Origin of the sequence: uncultured Amnibacterium sp. (genome assembly GCF_964250715.1) — a bacterium.
GTDB lineage: Bacteria > Actinomycetota > Actinomycetes > Actinomycetales > Microbacteriaceae > Amnibacterium.
Genome location: NZ_CAXUGX010000011.1, coordinates 62,144 through 78,325 on the forward strand (window position 1 = coordinate 62,144; position 16,182 = coordinate 78,325).

Here is a 16,182-nt window from a genome sequence, read left to right on the forward strand (position 1 = left end):
CACCCCGCAGCGACCGTCTGCGCTGAGTCCTAGACGCTGACGACGACCGCGTAGGAGCCGACGCCGATCAGGCGGGCGCCGTCGACCGACTCCTTCTTCATCAGCAGCGCCGTGATCGCGCCGGTCGCCGGGTCGAACTCGACGTCGGTCACCTTGCCCAGCTCGTCGCCGCCGGCTGTCAGCAGTCGCTTGCCGCGCAGGTGGTGGTCCTTGCCGAGCAGCTCGGTGACCGGCCCGACTCCCGCGCCGATGGCCCCCGCTCCCGCGACCGTGACGGCGTCCGCGCCGAATGCGGCGATGTCGGGCCAGGCCAGCAGGTCGCCGCGTTCCGCCTTCTTGATCTCGACCGCCACCACCTGCCGAGACGCCGGGTCGACGACGAACTCCGACACCCGGCCCACGGTCTCGGCGCTGGAGGTGCTGACGACCTTGTGGCCCTCGGCCTCGCTGAACTTCACGCGACGCCCCCTTCCAACTGTGCCCGGAACGCGCTGATCGACGCGCCGAATCCGGCGAGGTCCTGGCTGACGAAGTCCTTGGCGGCGGCCGGCACGATCAGATGCTGGCCGGAGGCGGAGATGGTGTCGGGCAGCGGGATCAGCACCTTCGTCCCCTTGGTGCCGAGGGCCTCGGACGACTCGATCTCGTAGCCGACGACGTCGCACCGGGGGCCGGGTCCGTCCGTCACCTGCACCACCACGTCCGAGACGGAGCCGAGGCTCACGCCGGCGTCGGTGAGCACCTCGGACTTCAGCACGTTGCCACCGCCCCCGCCGCTGGCCGCCTGGGCCACCACGGCGTCCACCGGGTCGAGCACCTGGACGTCCCGGATCATCACCGCGTCGGTGCCGAGCGCGAGCACGGATCCCCAGCCGAGGGCCTGCTTCAGCGGGCCCCCGAACAGGCCGCGGCCGGCCAGGGTGAAGCCGCCGAGCTCGCCGCCGGCGGCGGCGAAGATCATGTCGCGCACCTGGGCGACGTCCTCGCCGGCCAGCGTGACCACCGGGCGCTTCGTGATCTCGCTCGTGCGCATCAGCCGGCTCATCGCCGGCCTCCGCGGCTGCGCGCCCGCGCCGGCTGCGCCAGCACGCCGCCGCGTCGCCGGCGGGCCTGGACCGCGAGGATCGCGACCAGGATCACCACGACCACCACGACGGCGACGATCACCCACACCCACCACTGCATACGACACCTCCGCCTTGACGGTACGGACGCGGCGCATCGCGGCCGAACACCTGTGCTGAACCTACCTGGACTGGACTGCTGTGGATGGGTGTTCCCGAAGGCGGATCAGATGAGGCGGATCAGTTGCGGCGGATCAGCCCGTACCCGGTGGAGAGGTGGCCGATCAGCGATCGGGCGCTGCCGCGCGCCGGCCGAGTTCCGGGAACTGATCGTCGCGCCACTCGTCCTGCAGTCGCACGCCGGCGGCGGCGGCCTGCTCCTCGCGCTCCCGCAGTTCGACGCGGCGGATCTTGCCCGAGATCGTCTTGGGCAGCTCGAAGAACTCCACCCGCCGCACGCGCTCGTAGGGCGGTAGTCCCTGTCGAGCGTGCTGCAGCACCGCCAGGGCGGTCGCCGCGTCGGGCGCCCAGCCGGCGGCGAGTGCCACATACGCCTTCACCAGGTTCAGCCGCGTCGCATCGGGTGCCGGGACGACGGCGGCCTCGGCGACGGCGGGATGCTCGATGAGCACGCTCTCCACCTCGAACGGCGACACCTTGTAGTCGGAGGACTTGAAGACGTCGTCGGTGCGCCCGATGAACGTGATCATGCCGTGCTCGTCCCGCGCCGCGACGTCGCCCGTGTGGTAGTAGCCGTCGCTCATCGCCTCGGCGGTCCGTTCGGGCGCGTCCAGGTAGCCCGTCATCAGGGGCACGGGCCGGGCGGACAGGTCGAGGCAGATCTCGCCCTCCTCCGCGGGCTCGCCGGTGACCGGATCGATCAAGGTGATGGCGACGCCCGGTAGCGGCATCCCCATCGAACCGGGCGTCACGCGACCGCCGGGAGTGTTCGCGACGACCGCCGTCATCTCGGTCTGGCCGTAGCCGTCCCGGATCGTCAGGCCCCAGGCGCGCTGCACCTGCGCGATCACCTCGGGGTTCAGCGGCTCGCCCGCCGACAGCGCCTCCGTCAGGGCGGCGGGCCGCTCGCCGAGGTCGGCCTGGATCAGCATCCGCCACACGGTCGGGGGCGCGCAGAAGGTGGAGACCCGGGCACGGTCCAGCTGTGCGCGGAGCGCTGCGGCGTCGAATCGGGCGTAGTTGAAGACGAAGATCGTCGCCTCGGCGGCCCAGGGCGCGTAGAAGCAGCTCCAGGCGTGCTTCGCCCAGCCCGGCGAGCTGATCGCCAGGTGCGTGTCACCCGGCTGCAGTCCGATCCAGTACAGCGTCGTCAGGTGGCCGACCGGATAGGAGGCGTGAGTGTGCACCACCATCTTCGGCCGGCGGGTGGTGCCGGAGGTGAAGTAGACGAGGCACGGGTCGGAGGTGCGCACCTGCACCGCCGGCCGGGTGCCGGTCTCGTCGAACGACTCCGCATAGTCCGCCCAGCCCGTCGCCGGGCCCACGCTGATGCGGCCGAAACCGGTGCCGAGCCCCGCGAACTTGCCGGTGTCCGCGGCGTTCGCGATCACATGTCGAACGCGCCCGCGCTCGACGCGATCGGCCAGGTCGGTGGGCGAGAGCACCGTGGTGGTGGGCAGGATCACGGCGCCGAGCTTCATCACGGCCAGCATCGACTCCCACAACTCCACCTGGTTGCCCAGCATCAGCAGCACGTGGTCGCCGGGTGCCACTCCCTGCCGCGCGAGCCACGCGGCGAGCTGATCGGACCGCGCCGCCATCCGCGCGAACGTCACCTGCTGCTCGCGGCCGTCTTCCGAAACGATCCACAGCGCGACGCGGTCGTTGTCGCGCGCGATCGCATCGAACCACTCCGTCGCCCAGTTGAAGGTGTCGCCCACGTCGGGCCAGCGGAATTCCGCCTGCGCGCGCTCGGCGTCGGTCCGGAGCGCGAGCAGCTGGTCGCGGGCGGCGCGATAGGCATCGGTGGCAGTCACAGTCGTCATCCTGCTCCCGCGCGGGGCGGTCGAGGTACCGTCGATCCATGCCCCTGGAGACCGCAGTTCCGACCATCACCCTGAACAACGGGGTGCAGATTCCGCAGCTGGGATTCGGGGTGTTCCAGATCGAGCCGCCGAAGACGAAGCACGCGACGCTCGCCGCCCTCGAGGTGGGCTACCGCCACATCGACACCGCCGAGATGTACGGCAACGAGCAGGGCGTCGGCGAGGCGGTGCGCGAGTCCGGCATCCCGCGCGAGCAGATCTTCGTCACCAGCAAGCTGAACAACGGCTTCCACGCGCCGGAGGCTGCGGCGCAGGCGTTTGAGCAGACGCTCGAGACCCTCGACCTCGGCTACGTCGACCTGTTCCTGATCCACTGGCCGCTGCCCGACGTGCTCGACTACGTGGCCACCTGGAAGGCGCTGGAGGGGCTGTATGCGGGCGGCAAGGCGCGCGCGATCGGCGTCTCCAACTTCAAGCAGCACCACCTGAACCGACTGTTCGCGGAGAGCACGATCGTGCCGGCCGTCAACCAGATCGAGGTGCATCCCTACCTGGCGCAGGACGACCTGCGCGCGTTCGACCGCGAGCACGGCATCGCCACCGAGGCGTGGTCGCCGATCGCGCAGGGCGCGGTGCTGGAGGATCCGGTGCTGCAGCGCATCGCTCGCGGGACGGGCAAGTCCACCGCGCAGGTGACCCTGCGCTGGCACATCCAGCGCGGCGACATCGTGTTCCCCAAGTCGGTGACGAAGGAACGCGTGCAGGCGAATTTCGACATCTTCGACTTCGAGCTCTCCGACGCCGACATGAACGACATCTCGGCACTCGACAAGGGTCAGCGGACCGGGCCCGACCCCGACGTCTTCAACTACGTGCCCAGCTGACCGGTCGCCGTCCCGCCAGTCCGCGCCTCCGTCCCTCCGCCTCCGCCGAGGAATTCAGGAGATTTCGAGAACCGCAGGCGGAATCCGGCGATCCGCGCCTGCATTCCTCGATTTCTCCTGAATTCCTCGTGGTGCGGGCAGCCGACGAAGGGGGTGCGCGCGTCCGCTACACTGGCGGGACCGAAGACCGCAGGTCGTCGGCTTGCCGCAAGACGAGTCGACCGAAGGTCCGGTGCCCGTTCATCAGAGCGGGTGACCGGCGTCCAGCGCAGGTGACATGACGTCGATCCGATCGCGCTGCGATCCCATCCGCCCCGTGCGCCTCGCGCCGGGGCTTTTTCTTTGCCCCGTGCGGTCGACGGCGACAGACGATCCGCGCCGGCCCACATCCTTCGATGGGGACGCCGGTGCGGCCGACAGGAACGGAGCCACATGGCGACGAAGCAAGCAACGGTCGCGGAGTTGACGGACGGGTTCCGCGACTCCAACGCCGCGCTGCTGACGGAGTACCGCGGTCTCTCGGTGGCGCAGCTGAAGCAGCTGCGGGCATCCATCCAGGAGCACGCCACCTTCTCGGTGGTCAAGAACACCCTCACCAAGATCGCGGCGCACAACGCGGGCATCTCGTCGTTCGACGACGAGTTGGCCGGACCGTCCGCGATCGCGTTCGTCCACGGCGACACCGTCGCCGTGGCGAAGGCACTGCGCGACTTCAGCCGCACGAACCCGCTGCTGGTGGTCAAGAGCGGCTACTTCGACGGCGCTCCGCTGACGGCGGACGAGGTCTCGAAGCTCGCGGACCTCGAGTCGCGGGAGGTGCTGCTCGCCAAGGCGGCCGGCGCCTTCAAGGCGACGCTGACCCGGGCGGCGTACGTCTTCAACGCGCCGCTCTCGAAGGCCGTGCGCACGGTCGACGCCCTGCGCGAGAAGCAGGCCGCGTAAGCGGCCTGCGACCGGTCAGTGCGGGCCGCGTAGCAGAACAGATCCATCCCCGATCGAGAGCCGATCTCAAGAACGGGAGAACCGGGCCGAATGGTCCGGTTCGGACTACCCACGACCCGCGCCGCAGTAGCGGCGGCGCGGAAGGAAGGAATGGCCACCATGGCAAAGCTCAGCACCGACGAGTTGCTCGACGCGTTCAAGGAGCTCTCGCTCATCGAACTGTCGGAGTTCGTCAAGAAGTTCGAGGAGACGTTCGACGTCACCGCGGCCGCTCCGGTCGCCGTTGCGGCCGCCGGTGGCGGCGCTGCCGCTCCGGTCGAGGAGGTCGAGGAGAAGGACTCCTTCGACGTCATCCTCGAGACGGTCGGCGACAAGAAGATCCAGGTCATCAAGGAGGTCCGTGCGCTGACCTCCCTGGGCCTCGGCGAGGCGAAGGCGCTGGTCGACGGCGCTCCGAAGCCCGTGCTGGAGGGCGCGAACAAGGAGACCGCCGACAAGGCGAAGGCGCAGCTCGAGGCTGTCGGCGCGTCGGTCACCCTCAAGTAGCACTGCGCACCCAGGCAGGGCGGCCCCACCCACCGGTGGTGCCGCCCTGCCGTTGCACGGACTTGCTGTGTCTGGGAGACGTGGTGACCCGTTATCGTGAGCCCACCGATGAGGACGTCGTCGAGCAGGGGGGACGATGACCGATCGGGTGCGGATCCACGATGTCGCCGCCGTCGCCGGCGTTTCGACCACGACGGTGTCGCATGCGCTGAGCGGCCGCGGCAAGGTCAGTCCGGGCACCCGTGATCGTGTCCGGCGTGTCGCCTCCGACTTGGGATACGCGCCCAACCGGATCGCGACCGCGCTGCGTCGCCGGCGCACGGGCGTTATCGGATTCGTCTCGGACGAGATCGCGACCACGCCTTTTGCCGGTCGGATCGTGCTGGGAGCGCAGGATGCCGCCGCGGAGATCGGCCTCACCCTGATGGTGGTGAACTCCAACCGGGACCTCGAGGTGGAGCGCCGGCAGGTGGACGTGCTCAAGTCGCAGCAGGTCGATGCGCTGCTCATGGCCGCCATGTTTCACCGCTCGGTGCGGGTGCCGGCCGGTGCGACTGGTCTGCCGGTCGTGCTCGTGAACGGGGTCGACGAGAGCGGCGAGAGGCCCTCGATCGTGCCGGACGAGCACCTCGCCGCCTACTCGGCCACCCGACTCCTGCTGACGGCGGGCCACCGTCGCGTCACCCACGTCACGCTGGACGCCCCGGGTATCGGTGTCGATCGCCGACTCGCCGGCTACACCGCCGCCATGGCCGGATGGGGTCTCCCGACGCACGTGGTCCGTGTCCCGCAACCGGCGGATGCCCGCTCGGGGAGGGTGTCGTTCGAGCGGGCGCTCGGCGAGCGGCCGGATCTGACCGCCGTGTTCTGCTTCAACGACCCGATGGCGATGGGCGTCTACCAGGGGGCGGCCGAACGAGGCCTGCGGATCCCCGAGGACGTCTCGATCGTCGGTGTCGACAACCTCGAGATCATTGCGGATCAGCTGCGTCCGGGGCTGACCACCATGGCGCTGCCGCACTACGAGATGGGCCGTTGGGCCGTGCAGGAGGCGGCTCGGCGGGTCGACGAGGGCTCCTCGCCGGCGCAGCACGTGCAGCTGCCCTGCCCGATGGTCGTCCGGGAGTCGGTGACCGGGCCCGTCTCGGTCTGACGGCGGTCAGAAGCCCGGCGTCCGATCCGATTCGGCGCTATGGTTCGCGTCGATGAACGCCGTCCGACGATCCGGGTCCGCCGCGACGAACGTCGCGCCCGTCCCGCGACCACGGCTGGTGGACGCCGCCCTGGTGCTGACGTGCGCGGCGGCAGTCCTGAACGTGGTGATCGGTGTGCTCGTCGCCGTGCAGGCATCGAGGACACCGACGGTCGTCAGCAGTCCGCTGGTCGCGGTCGTCGTGGCGATCTCTGTGCTGTACGCCGTGGGTCTGGTCGTGCTGGCACTGGTCGTGCGGTCGGGCCGGGCATGGGGGCGAGCGGCGTTCGTCAGCGTGACCGCGCTCAGCCTGCTGGCGGTGTTCGCCTTGAACGCGCTGAACCTCGCGGTGCTGCTGCTGCTCCTGCTGGCGGACGTGCTGCTGTACCGCCGTTCGGTCACCGCATGGGTGCGGGTGTCCCGAGGTCTGCAGCCGGCCTGAGCGCGACCGCCCGCGATCGTTACCGATTCATGTCTGGGCGTCCGGGTGCGAGGACCCTCCTTCGGGGTTAGGGTCTCCGTGGTAAAACGATTTGGTTTACCCCTTCCAATGACGAAAGGTCGAAGTAATGACGCTTCGAAAGCGTGCAGTCGCCCTGGTGGCACTCGCTGCCGGCACGGCTCTTGCACTGACCGGTTGCTCCGGCGGCACCTCCGGCAGCAGTGGAGGAGCCGCGACAGGCACCGTCACGATCGCGGGCGGCTTCACGGGCGATCAGGGCACCGCGTTCCAGAACGACCTGAACGCGTGGGCCAAGAAGAACGCCAAGGGTGTGACGATCAAGTACACCGGCAGCGACAGCTTCCAGACCTCGATCGTGGCGCAGGTCAAGGGCGGTACGGCCCCCGACATCGCGATCTTCCCGCAGCCCGGCGTCCTCAAGTCACTGATCAGCGGCGGCATGGTTCCGCTGGACGACCTGATCGATGTGAAGTCGGTCACCTCCGACGAGGCCTCCGGTCTGCCCGACATCGCCAAGGTGAACGGCAAGACCTACGGCCTTCCCTACAACATCAACGTCAAGTCGCTCGTGTGGTACAACCCGGCGGCCTTCAAGACGGCCGGCCTGACCGTGCCGACTACGGACGATCAGCTGCAGGCCCTGCAGAAGCAGATCATCGACCAGAACAAGGGGTACCCCTGGTGCGTCGGTATCGCGTCCTCCGGCTCCAACGGCTGGCCGATGACCGATTGGCTCGAGGAGTACGTGCTCCGGTACGGCGGCCTCCAGCAGTACAACGACTGGATCACCCACAAGGTGAAGTTCGACTCGCCGCTCGTGAAGAAGGCGGCCGCCAAGGTGGAGTCGATGATCTTCGCGCCGGGCGCGGTCAACGGCGGTGGCAAGGCGATGGCGTCGACCGACTTCGGTGCGGCGGGCAACAACCTGTTCAAGACGGGTGGCAAGTCGGCCGGTCAGTGCTTCATGATGCGCCAGGGCACCTTCATCACTGGCTTCTTCCCGAAGGACATCCAGGCGCAGATCGCGAAGAAGGACACCACGAACATCAACGCGTTCGTGCTGCCGACCCCGACAGGCGCCGCCACCACCGGCACGCTCGGTGGTGGCGACCTGGTCTCCGCGTTCAAGAACAACCCCGCCGTGAAGAAGGTCGTCAACTACATCGTCGGCAAGGACTTCGGGACGAACGGCTACGCGAAGGACTGGGGATCGGCGCTCTCGCCCCACAACTCGTTCGACGCGTCGCTGTACGCGACCCCCTTCCAGCCGATCGCTGCAAAGGCGGTGTCGGACGCGAAAGCCTTCGGGTTCGACGCCTCCGACCAGATGCCGGGTGCCGTCGGCGCCGGGACCGAGTGGACGAACCTCACGCAGTGGACCGCGGGTCAGGAGTCGCTCGATGCGGCGCTGAAGGCCATCGACGCCTCGTGGCCCCAGTGAGTTGAACGAAGCGGTGGGGCGGGACGGAGAGGTCCCGCCCCACCGCTGTCATCGTTCGTCCGCCTCCCGGTAGAAGCGTCTCCCTCGCCGGCACAATCCGATCAACCCCCTTCACAGCGTCGTCAGGTGGTAATCCGTTGAACCAGATCGTCAGTGTTCTGGCCTCCGTCGTCGGTGGCCTGCTCATCTCCTACTTGATCTACCTCGGCCTCAACTTCATCGTCGAGAAGACGGGCACGAAGTGGAACCGGCGGCTTCTGCCGTACGTCTTCCTCGGGCCGGTGCTGCTACTGCTCGCCGTCTTCATCCTGGCGCCGACGGTCCTCACCGTGGTGCAGAGCCTCATCCACTACGACACGTTCGGGCTGACCACCTTCGGTGGGGTGACCAATTACATCCAGCTGCTCTCCTCCGCCGCGTTCCTGCAGACGCTCCTCAACAACCTGCTCTGGATCATCGTCGTCCCGGCACTCACGGTGACTGTCGGACTCTTCGTCGCGACACTGGCCGACCGGCTCGGTCCACTGCGGGAGAAGAGCTTCAAGACGCTGCTGTTCATCCCCTTCGCGATCAGCGGTATCGCCGCCGGTACGATGTGGAAGTTCGTCTACGCCTACAACTCGCCCGGGCAACCGCAGATCGGTCTGCTGAACGCGATCTGGACGGGGATCACGAAGTCCGATCCGGTGTCATGGCTGGGTACGCCGACGTTCCACCTCAACAGCTTCCTGATCATGGCCGTGATGATCTGGCTCAACGCCGGATACGCGATGGTCCTGCTCTCCGCCGCCATCAAGGGCGTACCGGAGGAAACCATCGAGGCGGCCCGCATCGATGGTGCGAACGAGCAGCAGGCGTTCTTCCGAGTGATCATTCCCCAGATCCGCGCGACCATCGTCGCCGTCTTCATCACGGTGCTGATCACCGTCATGAAGGTCTTCGACATCGTGCTGGCGATGACGACGGGCCAGTACAACACGAACGTGTTGGGACTCGAGTTCTACAACCAGCTGTTCAGCTTCCAGAACCAGGGCAAGGCGTCGGCAGTCGTCGTCATCCTGCTGATCGCCGTCATCCCGGTGATCGCCTACCAGATCCGCAGCTACCGTGAGCAGGAGGCGCTTCGATGACCAGCAGCACTCAGGTCACCCCGACCATCGTGAAGACGCGGAACGCCTCCGCGGTCTCCACGGCGACCAAGACGACACGGCCGAAGCGGGGCATCCTGCTGACGGTGGTTCTCGGGATCCTTTCGATCCTGTGGTTGCTGCCCGTGCTCGGCCTGCTCGTCACCAGCTTCCGTCCGACGACGGACGCCCTCGCCACCGGCTGGTGGACCGCGCTGGGCAAGGGGCTCACGCTCGAGAACTATTCCAACGCGCTCTCCGGTGCGACGAGCGGCACCGGTCAGAGCCTCGCGGGGGAGTTCCTCAACACGGTTGCCATCGTGCTGCCGGCGACGATCCTGCCGCTCATGTTCTCCGCGTTCGCCGCGTACGGGTTCACATTCCTGGAGTTCAGGGGGAAGGAGGCGTTCTTCGCCCTGGTGGTGGGCTTGCTCGTGGTCCCGGTGCAGATCTCGCTCGTACCGGTCCTGCAGACCTACAGTGCGATCACCAAGGCGACCGGGATCCAGATCGTCGGCAGCTATCCGGCGGCCTGGATCGTCCACTCCTCCTTCGCCCTGCCGCTCTGCATCTTCATCCTGCGGAACTACATGGCGACCCTGCCGAACGCGCTGATCGAAGCGGCGCGCGTCGACGGCGCGAGCCACTTCCAGATCTTCTGGCGGCTCGTGATCCCGATGTCGATCCCGGCGCTCGCCTCATTTGCCATCTTCCAGTTCATCTGGGTGTGGAACGACTACCTGGTGTCCTACATCTTCGCGGGAACGACGCATCCCGTGCTCCAGGTGGGTCTGCTCGCTCTCGGCGGGCAGTACAGCCAGGGCTGGAACCTCGTCGCGGCCGGCGCGTTCGTGGTCATGATCATTCCCCTCATCGTGTTCTTCTCACTGCAGCGCTTCTTCGTCCGCGGCCTGACCGCGGGCTCGGTGAAGTGACCCGGAGGAGCCGGCGGGCGTCGACGGTCAGCGGGCGGTGGGCTCCCGGACGGTGAGTCGCGGCACGCCGTCGACCAGTCCGATCGGCTGCGGATCGGTGATCGTCCCGACGAAGTCGCCCCGCTCGTCGAAGTTGCGGAACGCGAGGAAGACCGTGTCGCCGTCGCGGGTTTCGACGACGCGGCCCACGTACAGGTCGCGCCCGACGAGCAGGTTCGCCTCCCGCGGATCCCATGGATGTGCTCCCGGCTTGGTGGGGATCGTCCACACGCCGCCCGTCGTACCGGTCGCCCGGTGAGCGGCGGAGAGGTCGTCGGCCAGGCAGTTGAAGAGCAGGAAGTCCCGGCCCTCGATCCGGGCGATCTCCATTACCTCGAGCTGCCCGAACCCGCTGCCCGGCTCGGTGAGCGGGGCCTCCAGGGTCCAGCTGTACAGGTCGTCGGAGACCGCCGTGCCGATCACGCCCCGGTCGTCCGCCGGTCCGTGGTTCGCGCGGGCGCAGATCAGCATCCGCCACCGGTCGCCGTCCGGGTAGATCCAGGGGTCCCGGAACCCCTCGTCCTTGCATGCGCCCTGATCGGCGGTCTCGTACCAGCGCGGGTCGGCGGCCAGCACCTGCCCGCGACGGTCCCAGTGCACCAGGTCGTCGCTGACCGCGATACCGATGGACTGCACGGTCTTCCCGCCGACCAGGGTCGTCCCCGTGTAGACGAGCAGCCACGTGCCGTCGGGGTGGCGCACGGTGCATCCGGTCCAGACGGCCAGGTCATCGAACGCCGGGGCGTCGCTGCGCACCAGCGCGTCCTCGACCCGCGTCCAGCTGATCAGGTCCCACGAGACGGCGTGACCGATCGCCGCGCGGTGGTGCCTGGCCTCAGGGTCTCGCACCGCCTTCGACGCGAACAGGAAGAACAGGTGGTATCGCTCGCCGTCGTCGACGACCCAGAAGTCCCAGACCCAGGACTCGACGAGTGCGAACACGAGGTCCTCGCCCTTCGGTCGTACCGACAGCGCCGAGTGATCGCGACGACGTCGGCGGTTCCCTCAATACTAAGGAAAATCGATTCGGCTCCTCGAACGACGAGCGCACGGGTTCGCGCCGGCGCGTCCGGATGATGGACTGCATCTGATGGGCGTCGACGAGCTGGCACGCCTCCGGCGCATCGTCTACGGGCCGAATCCGGATCCGGAGTCGAGGCGGCGGTACGAGGAGTTGCTGCGCGAGCGCGAAGCTGTGCCGCCTCCGCTCGCCGACGACGGACCGGCTGTCGCTCCCATCGCTCCCATCGCTCCGGTCGCTCCGGTCGCTCCGATCGCTCCGATCGGTCCGGTCGCCGCGGTTCCGCGGCGTCGCCGCGCGCTCGTCATCGCCGTGCCCGCGGTAGTCGTGGCGGTGGCCCTCGTCGTGGCAGCCGTGCAGGCAACGACCACCGCAGACAGGCTGCCGTTGTCGCTGAGCCCTCCCGCCCTCTCCGGGGCGACCATCGTCGCCTACGGCAACCAGCGCACGACCAGGGCCGCGGCCGCCTTCACGCGATACGAGCCGTTCGGCTACACGGTGTTCCAGCCGTCCGGCGGTTCACTGCATCTGGCGCTGCGGTGCGTCGGGAACGGCACCGTCGTGATCACCGCTGGGCAGCGCTTCCCCTTCACCTGTACAGGCCCGGAGCGAGTGCTGCATCTGGACGACGAGCACGAGCACGTGAAGCCCTTCGTCGTCGTCGGGATCACGAAGGGGGACGTCGTCTGGGCGGTCCGGATCACGGAGCGCCCCCCGCCGGACTCGAGCGTCGCGAACCCGTCGAAGCGGTTCGGGGAGATGGGCTGAGTCCATCGCGGTGGTGGGTCGCTCGCGCCCGGTCACCACGGGTCACCGTCGTTGCTGTGGTCTGCTCCACCTCTGCGGTGGCGCCCCTGCGCAGCGGGTCGACGTCGGCCTCGTACCCTGGACGGATGTCGATGGGGCGGGGTGGTCACCGCGGAGGGGTGGGGTCCAGGGACGCCGCCGCCCAGCGCGCCGCCAACGCCAGTGCCCCGCGCATTCCCGACCTCGGCCGGCGCATCCTGGGGCTGTTCCGGCCCCACCGCCGGCAGCTGACACTCACGATCACGCTCGTGCTCATCACGGCCGCCCTGACCGTGGTGCCGCCGCTGCTGACCCAGCGCGCCTTCGACGACGGCCTGTTCCCGCGCTCCGGCCACCCCGATCTACCCGTGCTGACGGAGATCGTCGCCGGCATCGTGGCGGTGTGGGCGGCGTCGCAGGCGCTCGGCGTCTGGCAGACCTACCTGACCGCCACCGTCGGCAACCGCGTCACCGCGTCGTTGCGGGAGCGGCTGTTCGGCCAGCTGCAGCAGATGGAGCTCGGCTTCTTCACGCGCACCCGCACCGGCGTGATCCAGTCCCGGCTGTCCAACGACGTGGGCGGCGTCTCCAACACCGTCTCCAACACGGTCTCGAGCGTCGTCGGCAATACCGTCACGGTGATCGCCGCGATCGTGGCGATGCTGCTGCTCAGCTGGCAGCTGACCGTGATCGCGGTGCTGATCCTGCCGCTGCTGATCCTGGTGCAGCGCAGCATCGGCCAGCGGCGCGCGCGCATCGCGACCGCCACGCAGGAGTCGCTGTCGGAGCTGACCGCGATCACGCAGGAGGCGCTGAGCGTCTCGGGCATCCTGCTCGCCAAGGCGTTCACGCGGCAGCGCAGCGAGACGGAGCGGTACGCGGCGGAGAGCGGGCATCAGGCGCGTCTGCAGGTGCGGCAGGAGATGACCGGGCAGGGCTTCTTCGCGCTGGTGCAGGTGTTCTTCCTGGTCGTTCCCGCCCTCGTGTACCTGGTGTCGGGGTATCTGCTGAACGGGGGAGCGGCGATCACCGCGGGGACGATCGTCGCCTTCACGACCGTGCAGTCGCGACTGACGTTCCCCCTGATCGGTCTGCTGCGCGTGGCGCTGGACCTGCAGACCTCCTCCGCTCTCTTCGCCCGCATCTTCGAGTACCTGGACCTGGTCCCCGCCATCCGGGACCGGCCGGAGGCGCGCCCCGTGCCGCACGACGAGCGGCTCGGGCACGTGCAGTTCGACCACGTCGGCTTTGCCTATCCGGGCTCGGGTGGCTCGGAGTCGAGTCAGAATGCGTCGGCCGAAGACGGGTCGACCGAGATCCTGCGCGACGTCTCCTTCGACGTGGAGCCCTGCCGGTTCGTCGCGCTGGTGGGTCCGTCGGGCGCGGGCAAGACGACGATCGGCTACCTGCTGCCCCGGCTGTACGACGCGACGGCGGGCTCGGTGCGGTTCGCCGGCGTCGACGTGCGGGATCTGCAGCAGGAGTCGCTGCTGAGCGCCATCGGCATCGTCAGCCAGGAGACGTACCTGTTCCACGCCTCCATCCGCGAGAACCTCGCCTACGCGAAGGCGGACGCGACCGACGCCGAGATCGAGGCGGCGGCGCGCGGAGCGAACATCCACGAGACGATCGCGCGGTTCCCCGGCGGGTACGACACGGTCGTCGGGGAGCGCGGATACCGGCTCTCCGGCGGCGAGAAGCAGCGGGTCGCGATCGCCCGTGTGCTGCTGAAGGATCCGCCGGTCATGCTGCTGGACGAGGCGACCAGCGCACTCGACTCGGTGTCGGAACGGATCGTGCAGGAGGCGCTCGACGCCGCCGCGAGCGGCCGCACGACGATCGCGATCGCCCACCGGCTGTCGACGATCGTGCACGCCGACGAGATCCTGGTCGTCGACGGCGGCCGCATCGTGGAGCGCGGCCGGCATGCCGAGCTGGTGCGCCTGGGCGGCCTGTACGCATCCCTCGCGGCGGAGCAGTCGGCGGAGGGCGCGGAGCCGATCCCGTCCTGAGCGGCCGGCCATCGGCTCGGGCTGCGCCTTTGAGGTTCACTTGTCGACGCCATTCCGGGCCGGAGTAGTCAAGAACTGCACTTCGAGAGTGCGAGCTCGGGAGGCCGGAGGCCGCGGGGTCGCGGGGTTCACGTAGGGTGAGGAGCGTGCTGTCGTGCGCGCGCCGCTGTCGCTGATCGGGTCGTCCCGTCTCGTCCACTGCCGCCGCCCACCGAAGGAAGCACCGCCGCCATGCGCATCGCCGAATCGATCACCGACCTGGTCGGGAACACGCCGCTGGTCCGCTTGAACCGCGTCACGGCGGGGCTGAGCGCGACCGTCGCGGTGAAGGTGGAGTACTTCAACCCGGGCGGCTCGTCCAAGGACCGCATCGCCGCCCGCATTCTGGACGCCGCCGAACGGGAGGGCCGAATCGCGCCGGGCGGCACGATCGTGGAACCGACCAGCGGCAACACCGGGGTCGGGCTGGCGCTCGTCGCGCAGCAGCGCGGGTATCGCTGCGTCTTCGTGATGCCGGACAAGGTGGGCGACGACAAGCGCAACGTGCTCACCGCCTACGGCGCCGAGGTCGTCGTGACGCCCACCGCCGTCGCCCCCGACCATCCGGAGTCCTACTACAGCGTCTCCGACCGGCTCGCCGCGGAGATCCCGGGCGCGTTCAAGCCCGACCAGTACTCCAATCCGAACGGCCCGCGCAGCCACTACGAGACCACCGGGCCCGAGGTGTGGCGCGACACCGACGGCACGGTCACCCACTTCGTGGCCGGGGTCGGTACCGGCGGCACGATCAGTGGGGCGGGCCGGTACCTGAAGGAGGTGTCGGAGGGCCGGGTGCGGGTGATCGGTGCGGATCCGGAGGGCTCCGTCTACTCCGGCGGCTCCGGCCGCCCCTACCTGGTGGAGGGCGTGGGCGAGGACTTCTGGCCGGCGGCGTACGACCCGAGCGTGGTCGACGAGGTCATCTCGTCGAGCGACGCCGAGGCGTTCGCCATGACCCTGCGGATGGCGCGCGAGGAGGGGCTGCTGGTCGGCGGCTCCAGCGGCCTGGCGGTCTCCGCCGCGCTGAAGGCGGCCGAGCGGCTGGGCCCGGACGACCTGGTGGTCGTGCTGCTGCCGGACGGCGGCCGGGGCTACCTGGGCAAGATCTTCAACGAATCGTGGATGCGGTCCTACGGGTTCGAGCAGCCGCCCGCCGGCCGGACGCTCGCCGACGTGCTGGGCGCCAAGGGCGGCGGGCTGCCCGACCTGGTGCATGTGCGACCCACCGAGACGGTGCGCGAGGCGATCGCGACGATGCGGCAGTTCGGCGTCTCCCAGCTGCTGGTGCTCACCGCGCCACCGCCGGTCGTGATGGGTGAGGTGGTGGGGGCTCTCGACGAGCGCAGCCTGCTGGAGGCGGTGTTCAGCGGGCGGGCCGCGCTGACCGACGACGTCTCGGCGGTGCTCACTCCCGCGCCGCCGCTCATCGGCACCCACGAGTCGGTCGCCAGCGCCCGTGCCGCGCTCGGCGACTCCGACGCGCTGCTCGTGACCGAGGGCGGCAAACCGGTCGGCGTCGTCACCCGGTCCGATCTGCTGGCGTTCCTCAGTGCCTGATGACCGAGGGCCTGACGGACGAGTGCCTGATAACCGAGCGCCTGATGACCGAGCGCCTGATGACGGCGTGCCGGACCGCCGAGCGCCCGACCACGACGAACCCGACAAGACAGGCAGCACTGTGACCG

Annotated in this window: 17 protein-coding genes; 12 read left to right on the forward strand and 5 right to left on the reverse strand. The window is 69.0% G+C overall.

Annotated features, from left to right (window positions below; genetic code table 11):
• Positions 1-29 precede the first annotated feature (29 nt).
• The 4 genes from ACFE7H_RS11470 to ACFE7H_RS11485 form a co-directional block, all read right to left on the reverse strand.
• Positions 30-458, reverse strand: a complete 429-nt coding sequence (locus ACFE7H_RS11470; RefSeq protein WP_375401371.1) for a PRC-barrel domain-containing protein — start codon at positions 456-458, stop codon at positions 30-32.
• Positions 455-1,045 carry a PRC-barrel domain-containing protein gene (locus ACFE7H_RS11475; protein ID WP_375401372.1) on the reverse strand — a complete coding sequence of 197 codons (591 nt, stop codon included), beginning with the start codon at positions 1,043-1,045 and terminating at the stop codon, positions 455-457. The genes ACFE7H_RS11470 and ACFE7H_RS11475 overlap by 4 nt, the downstream gene beginning before the upstream one ends.
• On the reverse strand, positions 1,042-1,185 hold the full coding sequence (locus tag ACFE7H_RS11480; protein ID WP_375401373.1) for a hypothetical protein: 144 nt from the start codon (positions 1,183-1,185) through the stop codon (positions 1,042-1,044). Before ACFE7H_RS11480 ends, ACFE7H_RS11475 begins: the two co-directional genes overlap by 4 nt.
• 163 nt (positions 1,186-1,348) lie before the next feature.
• Positions 1,349-3,070 (reverse strand): AMP-binding protein, encoded by a 1,722-nt coding sequence (locus ACFE7H_RS11485; protein ID WP_375401374.1) that lies wholly within the window; start codon positions 3,068-3,070, stop codon positions 1,349-1,351.
• 38 nt (positions 3,071-3,108) lie between these two features.
• On the opposite strand from ACFE7H_RS11485, the gene ACFE7H_RS11490 reads away from it, so the two are divergent.
• The 8 genes from ACFE7H_RS11490 to ACFE7H_RS11525 all read left to right on the forward strand — a co-directional run bounded on the left by ACFE7H_RS11490 (position 3,109) and on the right by ACFE7H_RS11525 (position 10,600).
• Entirely contained in the window at positions 3,109-3,954 is an 846-nt protein-coding gene (locus ACFE7H_RS11490) for an aldo/keto reductase (RefSeq protein WP_375401375.1), read from the forward strand.
• Positions 3,955-4,386: 432 nt separating this feature from the next.
• The gene (gene rplJ / locus ACFE7H_RS11495) at positions 4,387-4,896 is read left to right on the forward strand and encodes a 50S ribosomal protein L10 (protein ID WP_375401376.1); all 510 of its coding nucleotides are present in this window, start codon (positions 4,387-4,389) and stop codon (positions 4,894-4,896) included.
• A 159-nt stretch (positions 4,897-5,055) separates the two neighbouring features.
• On the forward strand, positions 5,056-5,442 hold the full coding sequence (rplL, locus tag ACFE7H_RS11500; RefSeq protein WP_375401377.1) for a 50S ribosomal protein L7/L12: 387 nt from the start codon (positions 5,056-5,058) through the stop codon (positions 5,440-5,442).
• Positions 5,443-5,578: 136 nt separating this feature from the next.
• Positions 5,579-6,595 carry a LacI family DNA-binding transcriptional regulator gene (locus ACFE7H_RS11505; RefSeq protein ID WP_375401378.1) on the forward strand — a complete coding sequence of 339 codons (1,017 nt, stop codon included), beginning with the start codon at positions 5,579-5,581 and terminating at the stop codon, positions 6,593-6,595.
• A gap of 52 nt (positions 6,596-6,647) precedes the next feature.
• Positions 6,648-7,076 (forward strand): hypothetical protein, encoded by a 429-nt coding sequence (locus ACFE7H_RS11510; protein WP_375401379.1) that lies wholly within the window; start codon positions 6,648-6,650, stop codon positions 7,074-7,076.
• A gap of 127 nt (positions 7,077-7,203) precedes the next feature.
• The gene (locus ACFE7H_RS11515) at positions 7,204-8,538 is read left to right on the forward strand and encodes an ABC transporter substrate-binding protein (RefSeq protein WP_375401380.1); all 1,335 of its coding nucleotides are present in this window, start codon (positions 7,204-7,206) and stop codon (positions 8,536-8,538) included.
• Positions 8,539-8,675: 137 nt separating this feature from the next.
• Positions 8,676-9,668: a carbohydrate ABC transporter permease gene (locus tag ACFE7H_RS11520; RefSeq protein ID WP_375401381.1), complete on the forward strand. Its 993-nt coding sequence runs from the start codon at positions 8,676-8,678 to the stop codon at positions 9,666-9,668.
• A complete protein-coding gene (locus ACFE7H_RS11525; RefSeq protein WP_375401382.1) occupies positions 9,665-10,600 on the forward strand; it encodes a carbohydrate ABC transporter permease in 936 nt (311 codons plus the stop codon). Before ACFE7H_RS11520 ends, ACFE7H_RS11525 begins: the two co-directional genes overlap by 4 nt.
• 27 nt (positions 10,601-10,627) lie before the next feature.
• On the opposite strand, the gene ACFE7H_RS11530 is transcribed toward ACFE7H_RS11525, so the two are convergent.
• Positions 10,628-11,581 (reverse strand): glycosyl hydrolase family 32, encoded by a 954-nt coding sequence (locus ACFE7H_RS11530; protein ID WP_375401383.1) that lies wholly within the window; start codon positions 11,579-11,581, stop codon positions 10,628-10,630.
• 148 nt (positions 11,582-11,729) lie between these two features.
• Between ACFE7H_RS11530 and ACFE7H_RS11535 the strand changes: the two genes are divergently transcribed.
• From ACFE7H_RS11535 to ACFE7H_RS11550, 4 genes are all read left to right on the forward strand, one after another.
• The gene (locus tag ACFE7H_RS11535) at positions 11,730-12,428 is read left to right on the forward strand and encodes a hypothetical protein (RefSeq protein ID WP_375401384.1); all 699 of its coding nucleotides are present in this window, start codon (positions 11,730-11,732) and stop codon (positions 12,426-12,428) included.
• 125 nt (positions 12,429-12,553) lie between these two features.
• The gene (locus ACFE7H_RS11540; RefSeq protein ID WP_375401385.1) at positions 12,554-14,458 is read left to right on the forward strand and encodes an ABC transporter ATP-binding protein; all 1,905 of its coding nucleotides are present in this window, start codon (positions 12,554-12,556) and stop codon (positions 14,456-14,458) included.
• A gap of 231 nt (positions 14,459-14,689) precedes the next feature.
• Entirely contained in the window at positions 14,690-16,054 is a 1,365-nt protein-coding gene (locus ACFE7H_RS11545) for a cystathionine beta-synthase (protein WP_375401386.1), read from the forward strand.
• On the forward strand, positions 16,054-16,179 hold the full coding sequence (locus tag ACFE7H_RS11550) for a hypothetical protein (protein WP_375401387.1): 126 nt from the start codon (positions 16,054-16,056) through the stop codon (positions 16,177-16,179). Before ACFE7H_RS11545 ends, ACFE7H_RS11550 begins: the two co-directional genes overlap by 1 nt.
• Positions 16,180-16,182: the final 3 nt, after the last annotated feature.

Excerpts from the sequence above, each read along its gene's own strand:
- ACFE7H_RS11480 (WP_375401373.1), bottom strand. The coding sequence starts at position 1,185 with ATGCAGTGGTGGGTGTGGGTGATCGTCGCCGTCGTGGTGGTCGTGGTG.
- ACFE7H_RS11510 (WP_375401379.1), top strand. The coding sequence starts at position 6,648 with ATGAACGCCGTCCGACGATCCGGGTCCGCCGCGACGAACGTCGCGCCC.
- ACFE7H_RS11525 (WP_375401382.1), top strand. The coding sequence starts at position 9,665 with ATGACCAGCAGCACTCAGGTCACCCCGACCATCGTGAAGACGCGGAAC.
- ACFE7H_RS11550 (WP_375401387.1), top strand. The coding sequence starts at position 16,054 with ATGACCGAGGGCCTGACGGACGAGTGCCTGATAACCGAGCGCCTGATG.
- ACFE7H_RS11535 (WP_375401384.1), top strand. The coding sequence starts at position 11,730 with ATGGGCGTCGACGAGCTGGCACGCCTCCGGCGCATCGTCTACGGGCCG.
- ACFE7H_RS11545 (WP_375401386.1), top strand. The coding sequence starts at position 14,690 with ATGCGCATCGCCGAATCGATCACCGACCTGGTCGGGAACACGCCGCTG.
- ACFE7H_RS11540 (WP_375401385.1), top strand. The coding sequence starts at position 12,554 with ATGTCGATGGGGCGGGGTGGTCACCGCGGAGGGGTGGGGTCCAGGGAC.
- ACFE7H_RS11505 (WP_375401378.1), top strand. The coding sequence starts at position 5,579 with ATGACCGATCGGGTGCGGATCCACGATGTCGCCGCCGTCGCCGGCGTT.
- ACFE7H_RS11490 (WP_375401375.1), top strand. The coding sequence starts at position 3,109 with ATGCCCCTGGAGACCGCAGTTCCGACCATCACCCTGAACAACGGGGTG.
- rplL (WP_375401377.1), top strand. The coding sequence starts at position 5,056 with ATGGCAAAGCTCAGCACCGACGAGTTGCTCGACGCGTTCAAGGAGCTC.
- ACFE7H_RS11475 (WP_375401372.1), bottom strand. The coding sequence starts at position 1,045 with ATGAGCCGGCTGATGCGCACGAGCGAGATCACGAAGCGCCCGGTGGTC.
- ACFE7H_RS11485 (WP_375401374.1), bottom strand. The coding sequence starts at position 3,070 with ATGACGACTGTGACTGCCACCGATGCCTATCGCGCCGCCCGCGACCAG.
- ACFE7H_RS11515 (WP_375401380.1), top strand. The coding sequence starts at position 7,204 with ATGACGCTTCGAAAGCGTGCAGTCGCCCTGGTGGCACTCGCTGCCGGC.
- rplJ (WP_375401376.1), top strand. The coding sequence starts at position 4,387 with ATGGCGACGAAGCAAGCAACGGTCGCGGAGTTGACGGACGGGTTCCGC.